This window comes from Coxiella endosymbiont of Ornithodoros maritimus (genome assembly GCF_907164965.1).
GTDB lineage: Bacteria > Pseudomonadota > Gammaproteobacteria > Coxiellales > Coxiellaceae > Coxiella.
Map to the genome: position 1 here is coordinate 31,924 of NZ_CAJRAM010000008.1, position 16,182 is coordinate 48,105.

Consider the following 16,182-nt stretch of genomic DNA (forward strand, 5'->3'; position numbering starts at 1 on the left):
TCAATGCTTCTATGGCTGACCAATTTTTTAAGTCAGCATTTTCATGCTTTTCGTGTTTTTAATTATCTGACTTTCCGATCCATCGTTAGCGCTTTAACGGCTTTAATTTTCGTTTTATCCTTGAGCCCGCGTTTAATTAAATATTTAGTTTCCTTGCAAGTCGGGCAAATGGTGCGAAACGATGGTCCACAAACGCATTTAAAAAAATCGGGCACCGCTACGATGGGTGGCGTGCTGATTATTGTTGCGATTGTGATTAGTGTGCTTTTGTGGGGTGATTTGTCGAATCGTTTTATATGGGTAATTTTATTGGCAACAGTGGCTTTCAGCGCCATTGGCTGGATGGATGACTATAGAAAGATCATTAGAAAAAATAGCAAAGGCCTGTCGGCCCGCTCAAAATATTTATTGGAATCCATCATTGGCGTTTTGGCGGCGGTTTATTTATATTTCTCTGCCACGGCCGGTGCAGAGACAGCACTGGTTATTCCTTTTTTGAAAAATGTACTGCCGAATTTAGGATTGTTTTATATTGTGCTGGTGTATTTTGTTATCGTGGGCAGCAGCAACGCCGTGAATTTAACCGATGGATTGGATGGTTTGGCACTCATGCCGACGGTGATGATTGGCGCCGCTTTGGGTGTTTTTGCTTATACAACGGGTAATCATTTCTTTGCCCAATATTTGGCAATTCCTTACATTCCCGGAACGGGTGAAGTCGTAGTTTTTTGCAGCGCCTTAGTGGGGGCGGGACTAGGATTTCTTTGGTATAATACGTATCCCGCTCAAGTATTTATGGGTGATGTCGGTTCTTTGGGCTTGGGTGCAGCGTTGGGTGTCACTGCCGTTGTCGTGAGAGAAGAATTGGTTTATTTCTTAATAGGCGGCATCTTCGTTGCCGAGACGTTATCCGTCATTCTCCAAGTGGGTTATTTTAAATTATCTGGTGGCAAACGCATTTTCCGCATGGCTCCCCTGCACCACCATTTTGAACTCAAAGGCTGGCCTGAACCAAAAGTCATCGTAAGATTTTGGATCATCACTTTTATCCTCGTCTTATGCGGCTTGGCAACGCTAAAACTCAGATAATGGTGAAAAAGCAAGCCCAGCTTTCTGAAAGGTGTGTTAAAAAATATTTTAAAATCAAAAAATTATTCTACTCCTAAAGCCTTGGAAAAATACCTCTTCGCATTAAGGTTAATTTAACCTTCATCCGGCACACTTAGGTTAAATTTTCTAGATTGGGTATTTGGAGAAGAATGATGAGACAAATTGGCAATAGAAAAGAGAGTAATTGAGCACACTTTTGCAATGATACAAAATCAAGGGTGTAAGTCTTTCTTTATTTGATTCATGGAAATGAATAACAATTCGTTAAACCAATATATGGAGCTGCGGTGGCGGTATAAATTGAAGATGAAGGATGTAATTTCTGGGATTGTCGATACCAAAATGAATTTAATAAAAGATGGAGTTAATGTTAAAAACTCTTCAATCACGCATTTAAGATTATCATTCATGGTTATGAATGAACATTTCAGTAATTATTTAAATCAAAATGAAGAGGCTTTGTGTTTCTTTCAGAACTTTTTTTTGTCAATCGGCAGTGTATTAGCATGTAGTAATGAAAATTATAGAAATTGCCCAAAAAAAAAGGAGTCTCCGCTACTCGAAATAGAAGGGATTACTTTTACTAATCTTTTTAAGAGTCGGATGCATATTTTTTATACAGTCAGTCCTGACCTTATTTAATAAAAGGAATGTTTATGCCCACCTAAATGGAGAAGAGTACAGTTTAGTAGTTGTCAATTCAGTAGTCATCCTAGCAGTTCAAGTAGTTCAAGCAGCTCTAATGTCTGGAATAATCGAAGTCATTCTCGGAGCCAACCTTATTTTGAAGAGAAACAAGCAACTCCTGATGCCCCGATTATTGGAAATAATTCGCAGGATAAATTGAAGGGGGTAATGGAAGCAGTCAAAAATTCTTTTAAGAATGCAAAAGCATATTCCAACTCCGCAATAGTAAATCTCAAAATTGAAATAGCTGAAAATAATTTAAGAGTAGTAGAAGGGGATATAGCGATCGGGTATGAGAAGCTCAGCGACTTGGGACTCCAAAATCGAGAACTTTCGCAACGAGTTAATGATTTAGAAAGTAGAAATCAGAACCTTATGAAAATCAATCTTTGAAGGCACAGCCGCAAAGAGCTGTATTTGAACTACAGCAGCGGAACATGGGGGGGAATACGGCCCCTATTTTTCATATCCCCATTATTTCCAATCCAGCGCAGGCTATTCGCCTTACAATTTTTCCCCTGTCAAGAGCAAAAAGAGAAGTCAGATCAACCTCAAGGAGAGCAACCATCTAAAAACAAAAGTGATTTCATAAGCGAGAAAATTTGATGAGAAATGAGGTAGCGAGCCAAAGCAAAACTGATAGTCTCCTGTATTTTAACGTAGCATCTTCTGCGGCTGGTGTATTAAAGCAATTAAAGAGATTTGACGAATACGATCAAAAAAAGTCATCAAGGAATTAAACTTACGCTCTTTTCATTCGGCAGCAAAATTCGTAAAGCCGAACAAATGGCCATTCAGCATGGATTTGATTTAATTTTAAAAACTAATTATCAACGTTTCCTTATCTTGCTAATCAATATGCTATCTACTTTTAAAAAACACGGGAAAATGAAAAAATTATTATTACGTCTGAGGGCTATAAAACAATTAAGGAAGGTATTTCAGATAATTTTAGAATGATGATGGACGAACTTCAAAAATCAGCCAGGTTGACCACATCAATTAAATTAATTTGGCAAGACTGGTTAAACGCTACGCCTACAAAGGAGTAGAAGTCATTTGTTGACGAACATCGATCTTTCATGCAATTTCTAATCCGATTACGGTCTGAAATATATACTAAGTTTTATAACCATCCTTGGAAGTTCTTCAAACAGTGTAGCAGCTAAAAACGTTAGAAATAGAAGAAATGGATTTAGGGGAGTTAAAGGAAAAAATGAATGCCTCTTATGAGCCCTCGCCTGGGCTTTTTTCTGGAATCGATGTTGATGTATGCCTGGATCAAGAGGGTACGAAATACGCTTTATCCCCTAAAAAATGTAGCCTAGACTCGACGCCCATGCTGTCCAGTAGCAGTGCCTTGAAGAAAAATAACCGCTATGCTGCTCCTACTCTCCCTGTTTTTTTGATACTCAGGAACAGAAAGTCGACGATTCTTGGGGGAAGAGGGACGCCAAAAAAGCCAAAACAAATACTGACGAAGAGAAATTTGATCCGAACTCTTTTTTGATTTAGTAATTTGTCTACTCCCCCTTGCGGGAGAGGGTAGAAAGGGTGGTCTTGGTAAATAGAGCACCAGCCTTAATCACACCCTTTTTACGACTTGTTGTTCTCTTCGGATTTAGTTCCTATAATCCTATCAATCATTTTAATTCCCCATTGGAAAACAGGCCACGCTTATGAGTAGCGAATCATTAACGGTTATCGTTGGTTTAGGTAAAACGGGATTATCTTGTGCGCAGTTTTTAGCAGTAAAGAACCAGCCGTTTGCGGTGATGGACAGTCGTGAAAAACCCCCAGAGTGGGAAAATTTTATCAAAACTTACCCTCGCGTCGAATTGATCCGCGGCCAATTTTCGGAAAAATTGTTGAACAAAGCGCAAGAAATTATTTTAAGTCCTGGTGTTTCGCTGCAAGAGCCGTTAATTGCCAAACAAGCAGCGCAAGGCAAATCGATTATTAGCGATATTGAATTATTCGCACGTAATGTGAATAAACCAATTATTGCTATTACCGGCTCCAATGGCAAAACCACCGTGGCGACGGTAGTGGGATTAATGATGAAAGCCGCCGGCCGAAACGTTTCAGTTTGCGGTAATATTGGCGAGCCGGTCTTAGAACAAATTACACCTGACCCGGGTTATTACGTACTGGAATTATCGAGCTTCCAACTTGAAACAACTTTTTCTTTACGATCTCAAGCGGCAACCATATTAAATATTAGCGAAGACCATATGAATCGCTATGCAACTTTGCAAGATTATCTCCGAGCTAAACAACGCATTTATACTGATTGTTTTATTCCTATTGTGAACACGGACGAACCAGAAATTTGGCGCCATCTTCCGTTTAATAAAAAACCTTTGTCTTTCGGGTTAAATAACGCTGCTGATTTTTCGTTGGCAGAACATAATCAAAAAACGTCTATTGCCTATCGGGGTAAGATTTTAATGCCCGTCCAAGAATTAAAATTAAACACTCGTCATCATCTCCAAAATGCACTTGCTGCATTAGCATTGGGAACAGCAGCTAAAATCCCCATAGAAAATATGCTTCATGTATTACATGAATTTTCCGGCATCCCCCACCGTTGTCAATGGGTACGCAAGTATAAGGAAATTGATTATTATAATGATTCAAAAGGCACAAACGTTGGCGCTACCCTCGCTGCTATTGAAAGCTTAGGGCAAGCGGTAAAAGGGCAATTAATCCTTATCGCTGGCGGACAAGGCAAGGGCGCCGATTTTTCTCTGTTAAAAGACGTCGTTAAACGTTACGTTAAACAAGTGATTTTAATCGGCGAGGATGCTCCGCTGTTAGAAAAAACCTTAAAAGAAATAACCCTTATTAAACACGCTGATTCAATGAGAGAAGCGGTCAAACAATCCACTCAAGCAGCCAAAGCCGGCGATATTATTTTATTGTCCCCCGCTTGCGCGAGTTTTGATATGTTTACCAACTACGAACACCGCGGTGATGTTTTTATAGAAACGGTGGAAGCACTTTAATGCGAAAAAAATCAACTATTTTTTGGTCATACGATGCTTGGATTGTCATCTGTACTTTGTCGTTATTGGCGTTAGGGTTATTAATGGTTGCTTCTGCTTCGATGGTGATTTCTGATCGTCAGTTTGGGTATCCTTTTCATTATTTTATTCGCCATCTCATTTATTTAAGCTTAGGTTTAACGTTTGCGTGGGTGGCGAGTCGGGTTCCTATTAAAGTTTGGAAAACATATAGCGGTTATTTGTTCTTGGTAGGTTTTTTATTATTAATACTGATTTTGGCCCCTGTCATTGGCAAAACTGTCAACGGTAGTCGGCGGTGGATTCAACTGGGGTTTATCTCTTTACAAGTTTCTGAAGTCGTAAAATTTATAACTATTCTATACCTCGCTAGTTTTTTGCAGCGTTATCAAAGTGAAGTGCAAAAAGAATTGAAAGGATTTTTAAAGCCCATGTTGCTCGTAGGAATTTTATCGGGGCTGTTACTGTTAGAACCCGATTTTGGTGCCGCGGTAGTGATTACAATGACTTGCCTGGGATTGCTATTTTTAGCGGGAGTACGGTTATGGCCCTTTTTTGTGTTATTCATTTTAGTCGCGGGCTCCTTAATTTTATTAGCTATATTGTCTCCTTACCGTTTACAACGATTAACGAGTTTCCTCAATCCATGGGCACATCAATTTGGGTCGGGCTATCAATTAACGCAATCACTCATTGCTTTTGGACGTGGTGGAGTTTTCGGCGTTGGTTTGGGAAATAGCGTGCAAAAATTGTTTTATTTGCCCGAAGCACACACGGATTTTCTTTTTGCTGTGCTTGCCGAAGAGTTAGGATTAATCGGAGAAATTTTGTTGATGAGTTTATTTGTTTTATTAATCGGTCGTATTATTTTAATTGGCCGACGTGCTGAAAATAGTAATCAACTTTATTCCGCTTATCTTGCGTATGGAATTGCGCTCTGGTTAGGATTACAAGTGATTATCAATATCAGCGTTACGGCTGGCGTTTTGCCAACCAAAGGATTAACGCTGCCTTTTATCAGTTATGGTGGTAGCAGTTTGTTAATGAATTGCTTAGCGATCAGTGTTATCTTGCGGATCGCTTATGAAACTGAGAATTAAAACTTATAATACACAAGGAGTATTTATTTTTTCGTTTGCAGGTACTGAAAAATATTATCTATTACACCCAATGAGGCATTATTAATGCTAATCGATGAATATAAAAATGATGTTCAAAGACAAGTAAAATTGATTAAAATTTATCTTCGCGGTGAAAATAAATCCAAATTAAATAACCTTTTTAAAAAAGCAGAGAGCTTTAAGGAATTTCGTATTGATTTTTCTCCTAAAGCAATTTCTAACTCTCTGGTTCGCCGTTATTTTGAGTCCCATTTAGCACTCAACGGTTTACAATCTTTATCTAGGCATCCTGTCATTTCTATAGTAAAAGGATTTACCGATTATCTAAAAAGCGGCATAACTTATTACGCGTGAGTAGTAGATAAAGAACTGGCAGATAAATTTGCAGAACGTGATAACTTGCCATTTTTAGAATCCAGCTCAGCAATCAAGAAAGACATCAATGATGGCTATGAATATGGGTGGAATGGAATGCATGACGAAACTACGATTGCCATTAAATTAATTTCTGTTTCAGATGAGATGGCCGAATATTTTAATGAGCGCTAACGTGAAAGTCTTATGAAATTTAATAAATATGTTTATTTTTTGACGCTCTATAGCATTGCCACCGTTATTGCTGACTTCCAAGAAAAAATAATTAACCATTACCCCATCCTTCCATTAGAAGGGCTCTACGAAGCTGGGCTTTATTCGGAGGAGCACAGAGGGCGGATTAATCGCGATCAATCCCAAGAAGATGTCACCTACACGCACCTGGGATATTATGTTCAATACATCCAGTTTCTTTCTATGATAAGGTGATGGTTTTAAGTAGACCGCCGCAAAAAGACCGCTACCCAGAACATTCCACCTTCGACCCTAAAGTCAGTTTCCCAAAGCATCTTTTTGAATTAAATGTTTGTCTGTTCGTAAAATCTATTTCAGGCATGAGATTTGTTTAAATTAGAACAATTTTAGTAATTTGCGGGAGAATTAGGCAATTAAAGGCTTCTGCTCCGACGGGAAAGAGATTTTTAAAAATTATCCAATATCTTGTGTTAACTCGATTTATTTTATGGGCGGTTATAGCTTATATGAGTTTATTGCTCCCCTTCATATTAGGGTTTTTGTGGAAGAGCTTCAAGAGGCAGGCTTACATGAATAACGTATTTAACAATTGACAAGTTATTAGAGGGTGATTTAGGAATCCTTAGCTGAAGTTTTGAAATGTGTAATTCATTGCAATCGAGTATTTATAAATAAACAGAAATTATATGAAAAAATATCAAAAATAGGGTTAGAAGAAAAAGTGAAAACCTATTGAAAAAAAAGAGTTTCTAATTCGAGGGAATATTTTTTTGTTAAATGGAGTATCTAAAACCGACAAAATTAATGCTGTCGATAAAGTTTTAAATTTTCTAAAAGGAGAAAAAGTCACATTTTTTAAAAAGGAGATGTGGGCTTTGCATGACAAAACATTGGAAAAGATTATAGAAGATGAAAAATACAGCGCATTTATTCCTTCTGAGATAAGAAAATCTTAGCAGCTGTTTAGCCTTACCCTAAAGGCCCGAGAGTGCTATCATCCTGTTATGAATCGAATATTAATTATAGCCGGCGGCACTGGCGGCCATATTTTTCCGGCACTCGTGGTAGCGCGAGGGTTGCGTGAACAGGAGGTTGACGTCCAATGGCTGGGTGTGAAAGGAGGGCTTGAAGAAAAGCTAGTTCCTGATAGCTTTCCTTTGCACCTCATTCAAATTAAAGCTTTTCGTGGGAAAAGAGGACTGCAACAGCTTCTTATGCCTTTGCGTTTAGTAAGGGCGGTTTTTCAAGCTTACCAAATTATTTGTCAGTTTAAACCCGATGTCATCTTAGGTATGGGCGGTTATGTGGCGGGTCCCGGGGGGCTAGCGGCTTGGATAACTCGCACACCTTTAATCATTCATGAACAAAACTCGATTCCCGGTCTAACGAATCGTGTATTGGCGAAAATGGCTAAATCTATCTTGCAAGGTTTTCCCGACACATTCCCTCAAAATCGTAAAGTAGTTACAACGGGCAATCCGGTTCGTGCGGAACTGGTTAAGATGCCATTGCCACAAATTCGTTTGGCTGGTCGTCGCGGGCCGTTACGTATTTTAGTTTTAGGCGGCAGTCAAGGGGCTCAGTCTATTAATCAAAAAATGCTGGCCGCATTGAGTAGTTATCCCTGCTCTGAAGAAATTGCTGTTTGGCATCAAACCGGAGAACGAGATTTTGAATTCATCAAAAAAGAGTACGAAAAGATAAAGATAGAAGCTAAGGTCGATGATTTTATTAGCGGCATGGCAGATGCCTATAGTTGGGCTGACTTAGTTGTTTGCCGGGCAGGCGCTTTGACTGTTTGCGAAATCGCCTCAGTTGGGGTGGCGAGTATTTTTATCCCTTACCCTCATGCCGTGGACAACCATCAATTCCATAACGCCCGCTTTTTGGAACAAGCAGGAGCTGCTATTATTATTTCAGTGGGATTATTAACGGAAACGGATTTGATGCGTTTGTTTGAACAATTTGCGCAGAATCGCGACCGGCTGTTAACCATGGCCGAAAATGCGCGAAAATTAGCAAAGCCCGAAGCCGTTCAGCGTGTCATTGCTCAATGTAAGAAATTTTATGCAGCTCGATAAAAAAATCATTAATCATGTTCACTGTTTAGGGATTGGCGGTATTGGTGTCAGTGCGCTCGCCGAAATTTTATTAAAAAAAGGCTGTCGTGTGACAGGATCGGATGTTTCTCCCAATAAGAATACCGAACGATTACAACGATTAGGCGCTGAAATTATATTCAATCACGAAGATATGGCCATCACTCAGGCGGATTGTGCCGTTTACTCGAGTGCCATCGGGGCGACAAATCCTGAATTGATGGCAGCAAAGCAAGCGAAAATACCGCTTCTAAAACGCGGCCAAATGCTCGCTAACTTAATGAAAGAGTATCAATCCATTGCCGTTGCCGGCGCCCATGGAAAAACCACCACGTCGGGGATGTTAAGCCATGCGTTCGTTGAGGCGAATTTAGACCCTACGTTTATGGTCGGGGGTGTATTAAACAATTCTCAAACGCCAGCACGGGTTGGTAACGGCTATTATTTTATTGCTGAAGCGGATGAAAGTGACGCTTCGTTTTTATTTATGCATCCCGATATTGCCGTTGTGACTAATATCGATGCGGATCACTTAAGTACATATGATGGCGATTTTAATCGTTTAAAACAAACGTACATACAATTCTTAGAACAAACAGCGCGAGATGGCCTTGTGGTTTTGTGTTTGGATGATCTTATACTTCGCGAAATAGCACCGGCGTTGTCTCGCCGGGTAATCACCTATGGTTTTTCTTCTGATGCTCAGTATCGTGTGGTTGATTACTGTCAACAAGGTATCCAAAGCCATTTTCAAATCCATTCCCCTTACCGTAAGGCGCCTTTAAACATTAAATTAAGTATGCCCGGGCAGCATAATGCTTTAAATGCGACGGCAGTAACGGCAATCGCTGATGTGGTTCAAATGAATGAACCTACATTACTTAAATCATTGGCAGGCTTTCCTGGTGTGGATCGTCGATTTACTATTCGTGGCGAAATGATTTTGCCTAAGGGAAATGCGTTAATTATCGAGGATTATGGCCATCACCCCAACGAGATCAAAGCTACTTTAGCCGCAGCACGGGCCGCGTGGCCAGAACGGCGAATGGTATTGGTATTTCAGCCACACCGTTATAGCCGCACTCGGGATTTAATGACGGAATTCGTTTCTGTTTTAGCAGAAACTGATTGGTTGATTTTGCTTGAAGTTTATAGTGCTGGCGAGATGCCAATCCCTGGTGCTGATGGAATGGCGCTAATTAAAATGATGTGCAATGGGATGGTGCAAAAAACAACTTTTGTGCCGTTACTGCAAAATTTGCCTGAAACATTGCAAAAATTAAGCCAACCCAATGACATTATTATTTTACAAGGGGCCGGAAATATAGGCAGTGTCGTTACTGCCTTGGTGCAGACTCATGGATAAAGAGAATTTTACTCGTTTGCGTGGCGAATTATTCTGTGATCAACCATTAGCGCGTTACACTTCTTGGCGCGTGGGCGGAAAAGCAGAACGACTTTATCGTCCGGCCGATTTATCTGATTTACAAGATTTTCTGACTCAATTGCCTTCCGATGAACCTTTAACCTGGCTTGGTTTAGGGAGTAATGTATTAATTCGAGACGGTGGAATTAAAGGAGCCGTTATTCTAACATTAAACCGACTGAAAGAACTCTCTGTTATTAATAGTCAATTAGTTTTCGCAGAGCAAAGCGGAACACAGGATTTTTTATCTGGGAATGGCAAAACCATCATCCGAGCAGAAGCCGGCGTCACTTGCGCTAAATTAGCAAAATTTTGTGTGAGCCAAGGCTTAGAGGACGGTGCTTTTTTCGCCGGCATTCCAGGAACTGTCGGCGGTGCTTTAGCGATGAATGCGGGCGCTTTCGGCAGTGAAACGTGGCGCAATGTAATTGGTGTGGAAACCATTGGTCATCAGGGCGAAATATTAAAGCGTACGCCGGGTGAATTTAAAATTCACTACCGTCAAGTGGAAGGATTAGAAAATCAATTTTTTATTGCTGGTTATTTTTTTTTAATCGCGGCGATACGGACAAAGTAAAAACTGCTATTAATATGCTACTTAAAAAACGCAATCTATCACAGCCCATCGGAAAATATAGCTGTGGCTCGGTATTTCGTAACCCGCCGGGTGATTACGCCGCACGGTTAATTGAATCGGCTGGTTTAAAGGGCAAATCCATTGGAAACGCTGAAGTTTCAGAAAAGCACGCTAATTTTATTTTAAATAAAGGTAATGCCAGTGCTGCCGATATTGAAGCTTTAATCCATTATGTGGCTCAGCACGTTAATCAAATGCATGGCATTCAACTTGTTAAAGAAGTGCATATTATTGGACGATCCTGATGAAGAGGTATAATGTAAAAAGAAAAACCCACCGAAATTTAAAAAATATAAAAAAATTAATTCCGACTGCATTACTGTTGCTTGCTTTTGTAAGCCTTTTAGCGGGAATTATAACTTTGCATAATCCAAAGACACTGCCTTTTCGTCAAATTAAAATTACAGTGAGTAGCGATCATATCAAAATGGCTGAATTAAAAGACATTGTTGTCCATCACATTCAGGGTGGTTTTTTTTCTTTTAACGCCTCGACGTTGCAAACAGCATTAATGTCGCTGCCATGGGTGCACGATGTGTCGGTGCGACGAATATGGCCCAATGAATTAGAAATTCAGGTAGAAGAACAGCGACCGATTGCCCGCTGGAATCAAAATGAATTAATCATGCAAAAGGGTGAAATTTTTTCCCCGCCGCTTGCAACCATTCCTCAAAATATTCCACAACTCAGCGGGCCTAATAATAGCGAAGAAAATGTATTAAACCGGTTTCAACAATTTAGTCAGTTGCTCATCCATTTTCACGCCGTCGTCACGGCTTTATCATTAACAAAACGGGGCGCTTGGTCTCTGATTTTAAATGGGCATACTCAAATTTTTTTAGGCCGTGAAAACATCGATCACCGATTTGAACAATTCGTGCATCTTTACCCTAAAATTATTGGCGCGAACATTAATCGAATTGAACATGTTGATCTTCGATATTCGAATGGGTTGGCCATTCAATGGAAGAATTAATTTTCTGATATTTTTTATTTTTAAATGAATAAGCAAAGATCTCCTCTTCTTTAATATCAAAAAACCATAAATGGATAGACAATTTTTTTGTTGAATGCGTTCTTTAATCCAAGTAAAGGTTAGGCAATTTTGATAAGAGTGCGTTAAACCCTCTTTAGTAAATTGATTAGCATCTTGAACCATTGAAGAATTTGTTTTAATCAGAGAACCCAGAGGGTATAAAATCGTTTTGTTTTAAGTTTTCACTGTTGAGTAAAGTTTATGCCGCCGTACTGACTGTGTCCTAAAATGATAAGGTGTTTTACGTTTAAATAGCAAATGCTAAATTCGAGCCCCGCGCTCATGCTATGATGACTTTCGTCGGCTTTGTAAGGTGGAACAATGTTGGCCACATTTCGGAAAACAAATAAATCGCCCGGATCGCATTTTTGCATTATTGCCGGTTGCGTATTTTTTCGAAAATCACGGTAGCCTCGAATAATTTTTTTAAATGCTTTTTCCATCTAATCTCTTAAACTACTTTGATATTTAAATATAATTAACTAGTATCTAAGTAATATATTGTAAATATCCATGGAAATCTGACTAATCATATGAAACAACATTTATTTTTTAATAGTGATTTTGAAGTATATCGCTTATACTAATGATTTAATAGTCAATGTCAGTGTTTTCACAGGGAGATTTTGGCGGCTATGCCGAAAAATCCAGATAAAAATCTCATTGTTGCCTTAGATATCGGTACGAGTAAAATCGCGGCTCTTGTCGGAGAAGTTGCCCAAGATAACCAGATTCAAGTTATTGGTTTTGGCACGCATCCGTCACGCGGTTTAAAGCGCGGTGTTGTGGTTAATATTGAATCAACAGTCCAATCGATTCAGAGAGCGGTTGAAGAAGCAGAATTAATGGCAGGATGTGATATTCATTCTGCTTATACTGGGATCGCGGGCAACCATATTCGCAGCCTAAATTCTCACGGGATTGTGGCCATTCGCGACTGCGAAGTGAACCAATCGGATGTGGACCGCGTTATTGACGCCGCTAAAGCGGTGGCCATTCCCGCCGATCAAAAAATACTGCATATTCTGCCACAAGAATTTATCATCGATAATCAAGAAGGCGTTCGGGAGCCGGTCGGCATGTCGGGCGTACGCTTGGAAGCCAAGGTGCATATTGTGACTGGTGCGGTGAGCGCCGCTCAAAATATTAACAAGTGTGTCCGCCGTTGCGGACTGCAAGTGGGCGATATCGTATTAGAGCAATTGGCCTCCAGCCATGCCGTTTTAACAGACGATGAAAAAGAATTGGGTGTCTGTATGGTGGACATAGGAGGAGGGACAACGGACATTGCTATCTTCACTGAAGGAGCCATCCGCCATACCCACGTTATCCCCATCGCCGGCGATCACGTCACAAATGACGTGGCGGTAGCCTTACGTACGCCGACTCAATATGCCGAACAAATTAAAATTAAATACGCCTCCGTATTGCCAGAGGAGGTCAACCCTGAAGAAGCCATTCAAGTCCCCAGCGTGGCTAAGCGCCTGCCTAAACAGGTGGAAAAACGGGCATTGGCTCAGGTGGTTGCATCGCGTTATGAAGAATTATTTGAGCTTGTGCTGGCCGAATTGCGTCGTAGTGGATTTGAAGATTTAATTGCTGCCGGCATTGTGCTGACGGGTGGTGCTTCGCATATAACTGGTTGTATTGAATTGGCTGAGCGCATTTTCCAAATGCCGGTGCGGTTAGGGCTGCCTCAGTATGTCAATGGTTTGGCGGATGTTCGTGACAATCCTATTTATGCTACGGCAGTGGGATTACTCATTCATGGCTATCAAAGTCAGCTCAATAATCGGCCTGTTTTTGATTTGCAACACGGCATGAGCTTATGGCAACGGATGAAAAGTTGGTTCCAAGGAAATTTTTGATTGGCATTAGGAGGCAATAACATGTTTGAATTGGGTGAAACCTCACCGCAAAATGCCCAAATAAAAGTCATCGGTATCGGTGGTGGTGGGGGAAACGCTATCGAGCATATGATCGCTGAGAATATCGATGGTGTAGAGTTTGTTTGTGCGAATACCGATTCTCAAGCCTTAGGGCGGTCTAAGGCACGAGTCGTTTTACAGCTCGGTGATGAAATCACCAAAGGGCTTGGGGCGGGTGCCGATCCAAGCGTCGGTCGTCAAGCGGCTGAAGAGGCACGCGATTGCATTCGTGAAATTCTCGAAGGAACAGACATGGTTTTCCTAACCGCGGGAATGGGCGGGGGCACGGGAACTGGTGCTGCACCGATTTTCGCGGAAGTGGCCAAAGAGTTGGGTATTTTGACAGTCGCTGTTGTGACGAAGCCATTCGTATTTGAAGGTAAAAAACGGATGGATGTGGCGGAAGAAGGGATCAAAGCGCTAGGTAACTATGTGGACTCATTAATTACCATCCCGAATAATAAATTACTGAATGTGCTGGGCAAAAACATAACCCTTTTAAATGCTTTTAAAGCAGCGAACAATGTCTTATTAGGCGCCGTTCAAGGGATTGCTGATTTAATTACTCGTCCTGGATTGATAAACGTCGATTTTGCCGATGTACGCACCGTCATGTCAGAAATGGGGATGGCTATGATGGGAACTGGCGTTAGCAGCGGCGAAACCAGAGCTCGTGAAGCCGCGGAAGCTGCTATCGCAAGCCCTCTGTTGGAAGACGTGGATTTCACGGGTGCTCGAGGCGTGTTAGTCAATATCAGTGCTGGGATGGATTTATCGATTGGCGAATTCGAACAGGTTGGCGAAGCTGTGAAGGCATTTGCTTCTGAAACAGCGACGGTTGTCATCGGTACTGTTATCGATCCCGATATGAGCGATGAACTGCGCGTAACGGTGGTGGTGACCGGATTGGGTTCGCACGCTGGTAGTAGCGGCGCCGGTGTCCCCTTAAAACCTGTAAAAAACACGAAAAACGATGGCACATTGGATTATTATCATCAATTGGATCGGCCGACTTATATGCGAAATCAAGAGCCCTCTAAACGCACGGTAGATCTCGAAGAGCAACGCGACCGGGATTTTGAATATTTAGATATTCCCGCGTTTTTACGTCGCCAGGAGGAAGATTGAGCCGTCATTCAATGACTGAACCATCGATTATGTCGGGCAGCTGAGTTCCTCAGCGCGGGAATTCAGTGGAGATGATTAACACTAAAATATATTAACCGTTACTAGCAAGGATGTGCTAAAATACGCCTCCTGTTTTCCAGTAAAGGATTGATAACACAATGATTAAACAGAGAACTCTAAAAAATGTCGTGAGAGCTACGGGTGTTGGTGTTCACACTGGAGAAAAAGTTTATCTAATATTGCGTCCCGCCCCCCCCAACACCGGCATTATTTTTTGCCGGACCGATTTAGACCCGGTGGTTCAAATTCCAGCTCAGGTTAATTACATTGGTGATACTAGTTTATCGACGTGTTTAACGAAAGGGGATGTGCGTGTTGCCACGGTCGAACATTTATTGTCGGCATTAGCGGGCGTTGGCGTTGACAATTTATATGTTGATCTAACCTCACCTGAATTACCCATCATGGATGGCAGCGCGGGTCCTTTTGTATTTTTAATTCAGTCTGCCGGTATCGAAGAACAAAACGCACCCAAAGAATTTATCCGCATCAAACAAAAAGTCAAAATCGAAGAGAGGGATAAAAGTGTCATGGTCGAACCCTATAACGGGTTTAAAATTAGTTTCGATATTGCTTTCGATCATCCTTTATTTAACGAAAATAATAAAAATGCGACGCTTGATTTTTCGAGCACATCCTATGTAAAAGAAATATCGCGGGCGCGTACGTTTGGTTTTTTATCCGATTATGAATTTATCCGAAAAAATAATTTAGCCTTGGGTGCTAGCTTAGACAACGCTTTAGTGTTGGATGAATACAAAATTTTAAATCAAGATGGATTGCGTTATCCAGATGAATTTGTTAAACATAAAATTCTTGATGTGATTGGCGATCTTTATTTATTAGGCCGTAGTTTAATTGGTTCTTTCAGCGGCGTTAAATCTGGTCATACGTTGAATAGCAAGTTATTAAAACAATTGCTCGTAACTAAAAGCGCTTGGGAAATTGTGACTTTCAAAGATTCCTCTGAATTACCCTTCGCCTATACTCCGGTAGCCATGACGCCGTGAGTTATTTTCTAATGACGCAGAACAAGGAGTTATGTCTTTACCATATCTATTACCCAGAAGTGGTAAAAACTAAAAACTTAAACCCGTCATCCCTGCTCCCTCATCGTCCCCACGCAGGCGGGGGACACAGCGCACTACGTGCGCGCTGTGCGCTAAAAGCGCGCCTGGACTCCTGAGCGGAATCACCAAGTTTAAAATGGAAATACCTGTGACTTGTGGATAATGATATGGTCTTTACATGACTCATCTTCTTCAAGTTCATCAGAAAAAACTTGGGTCATGTAAAGAGCTGATAATCATCTAGCTCCCTCCTAAAGAGTGTATAAAATAGCTTTTGTAAAAAA

The 16,182-nt window shown here is 40.9% G+C and carries 15 protein-coding genes and 2 pseudogenes; 16 read left to right on the top strand and 1 reads right to left on the bottom strand.

Translation table 11 applies throughout. The annotated features are described in order from the left end of the window. Window positions 1-3 precede the first annotated feature (3 nt). From mraY to OWO34_RS00660, 13 genes and pseudogenes are all read left to right on the top strand, one after another. Window positions 4-1,089 (top strand): phospho-N-acetylmuramoyl-pentapeptide-transferase, encoded by a 1,086-nt coding sequence (gene mraY / locus OWO34_RS00600; RefSeq protein WP_267256184.1) that lies wholly within the window; start codon window positions 4-6, stop codon window positions 1,087-1,089. 876 nt (window positions 1,090-1,965) lie between these two features. Further along, window positions 1,966-2,190 (top strand): hypothetical protein, encoded by a 225-nt coding sequence (locus OWO34_RS00605; protein ID WP_267256185.1) that lies wholly within the window; start codon window positions 1,966-1,968, stop codon window positions 2,188-2,190. A gap of 309 nt (window positions 2,191-2,499) precedes the next feature. Next, entirely contained in the window at window positions 2,500-2,757 is a 258-nt protein-coding gene (locus OWO34_RS00610; RefSeq protein WP_267256186.1) for a hypothetical protein, read from the top strand. Between the two features lie 719 nt (window positions 2,758-3,476). Continuing rightward, the gene (murD, locus tag OWO34_RS00615) at window positions 3,477-4,805 is read left to right on the top strand and encodes a UDP-N-acetylmuramoyl-L-alanine--D-glutamate ligase (protein ID WP_267256187.1); all 1,329 of its coding nucleotides are present in this window, start codon (window positions 3,477-3,479) and stop codon (window positions 4,803-4,805) included. Next, complete coding sequence (gene ftsW / locus OWO34_RS00620) at window positions 4,805-5,923, top strand: putative lipid II flippase FtsW (RefSeq protein WP_267256188.1); 1,119 nt, start codon at window positions 4,805-4,807, stop codon at window positions 5,921-5,923. Before murD ends, ftsW begins: the two co-directional genes overlap by 1 nt. 84 nt (window positions 5,924-6,007) lie before the next feature. Then, entirely contained in the window at window positions 6,008-6,298 is a 291-nt protein-coding gene (locus OWO34_RS00625) for a hypothetical protein (protein WP_267256189.1), read from the top strand. A 45-nt stretch (window positions 6,299-6,343) separates the two neighbouring features. Next, window positions 6,344-6,493, top strand: a complete 150-nt coding sequence (locus OWO34_RS00630) for a hypothetical protein (protein WP_267256190.1) — start codon at window positions 6,344-6,346, stop codon at window positions 6,491-6,493. 12 nt (window positions 6,494-6,505) lie between these two features. Continuing rightward, complete coding sequence (locus OWO34_RS00635) at window positions 6,506-6,748, top strand: hypothetical protein (protein ID WP_267256191.1); 243 nt, start codon at window positions 6,506-6,508, stop codon at window positions 6,746-6,748. 536 nt (window positions 6,749-7,284) lie between these two features. Beyond that, a complete protein-coding gene (locus tag OWO34_RS00640) occupies window positions 7,285-7,470 on the top strand; it encodes a hypothetical protein (protein ID WP_267256192.1) in 186 nt (61 codons plus the stop codon). A gap of 48 nt (window positions 7,471-7,518) precedes the next feature. Continuing rightward, window positions 7,519-8,595 (top strand): undecaprenyldiphospho-muramoylpentapeptide beta-N-acetylglucosaminyltransferase, encoded by a 1,077-nt coding sequence (gene murG / locus OWO34_RS00645; RefSeq protein WP_267256193.1) that lies wholly within the window; start codon window positions 7,519-7,521, stop codon window positions 8,593-8,595. Next, a complete protein-coding gene (murC, locus tag OWO34_RS00650; RefSeq protein WP_267256194.1) occupies window positions 8,582-9,979 on the top strand; it encodes a UDP-N-acetylmuramate--L-alanine ligase in 1,398 nt (465 codons plus the stop codon). Before murG ends, murC begins: the two co-directional genes overlap by 14 nt. Next, a pseudogene (gene murB / locus OWO34_RS00655) lies at window positions 9,972-10,921 on the top strand (UDP-N-acetylmuramate dehydrogenase). Before murC ends, murB begins: the two are co-directional and overlap by 8 nt. Further along, the gene (locus OWO34_RS00660) at window positions 10,921-11,652 is read left to right on the top strand and encodes a cell division protein FtsQ/DivIB (protein ID WP_267256195.1); all 732 of its coding nucleotides are present in this window, start codon (window positions 10,921-10,923) and stop codon (window positions 11,650-11,652) included. Before murB ends, OWO34_RS00660 begins: the two are co-directional and overlap by 1 nt. On the opposite strand, the pseudogene OWO34_RS00665 reads toward OWO34_RS00660, so the two are convergent. Beyond that, window positions 11,588-12,155 (bottom strand): annotated as a pseudogene (locus OWO34_RS00665) (carbonic anhydrase). The gene OWO34_RS00660 and the pseudogene OWO34_RS00665 sit on opposite strands and share 65 nt — an antisense overlap. Window positions 12,156-12,338: 183 nt before the next feature. Between OWO34_RS00665 and ftsA the strand changes: the two are divergent. The 3 genes from ftsA to lpxC all read left to right on the top strand — a co-directional run bounded on the left by ftsA (window position 12,339) and on the right by lpxC (window position 15,838). Continuing rightward, window positions 12,339-13,580: a cell division protein FtsA gene (ftsA, locus tag OWO34_RS00670; RefSeq protein WP_267256196.1), complete on the top strand. Its 1,242-nt coding sequence runs from the start codon at window positions 12,339-12,341 to the stop codon at window positions 13,578-13,580. A gap of 21 nt (window positions 13,581-13,601) precedes the next feature. Beyond that, complete coding sequence (ftsZ, locus tag OWO34_RS00675) at window positions 13,602-14,768, top strand: cell division protein FtsZ (protein ID WP_267256197.1); 1,167 nt, start codon at window positions 13,602-13,604, stop codon at window positions 14,766-14,768. Between the two features lie 158 nt (window positions 14,769-14,926). Beyond that, complete coding sequence (lpxC, locus tag OWO34_RS00680) at window positions 14,927-15,838, top strand: UDP-3-O-acyl-N-acetylglucosamine deacetylase (RefSeq protein ID WP_267256198.1); 912 nt, start codon at window positions 14,927-14,929, stop codon at window positions 15,836-15,838. The last annotated feature ends 344 nt before the right edge of the window (window positions 15,839-16,182 follow it).

Coding starts and splice junctions, on each gene's coding strand:
- murD (WP_267256187.1), top strand. CDS start 3,477: ATGAGTAGCGAATCATTAACGGTTATCGTTGGTTTAGGTAAAACGGGA.
- OWO34_RS00635 (WP_267256191.1), top strand. CDS start 6,506: ATGAAATTTAATAAATATGTTTATTTTTTGACGCTCTATAGCATTGCC.
- murG (WP_267256193.1), top strand. CDS start 7,519: ATGAATCGAATATTAATTATAGCCGGCGGCACTGGCGGCCATATTTTT.
- ftsZ (WP_267256197.1), top strand. CDS start 13,602: ATGTTTGAATTGGGTGAAACCTCACCGCAAAATGCCCAAATAAAAGTC.
- OWO34_RS00605 (WP_267256185.1), top strand. CDS start 1,966: ATGGAAGCAGTCAAAAATTCTTTTAAGAATGCAAAAGCATATTCCAAC.
- lpxC (WP_267256198.1), top strand. CDS start 14,927: ATGATTAAACAGAGAACTCTAAAAAATGTCGTGAGAGCTACGGGTGTT.
- ftsW (WP_267256188.1), top strand. CDS start 4,805: ATGCGAAAAAAATCAACTATTTTTTGGTCATACGATGCTTGGATTGTC.
- murC (WP_267256194.1), top strand. CDS start 8,582: ATGCAGCTCGATAAAAAAATCATTAATCATGTTCACTGTTTAGGGATT.
- mraY (WP_267256184.1), top strand. CDS start 4: ATGCTTCTATGGCTGACCAATTTTTTAAGTCAGCATTTTCATGCTTTT.
- OWO34_RS00660 (WP_267256195.1), top strand. CDS start 10,921: ATGAAGAGGTATAATGTAAAAAGAAAAACCCACCGAAATTTAAAAAAT.
- OWO34_RS00625 (WP_267256189.1), top strand. CDS start 6,008: ATGCTAATCGATGAATATAAAAATGATGTTCAAAGACAAGTAAAATTG.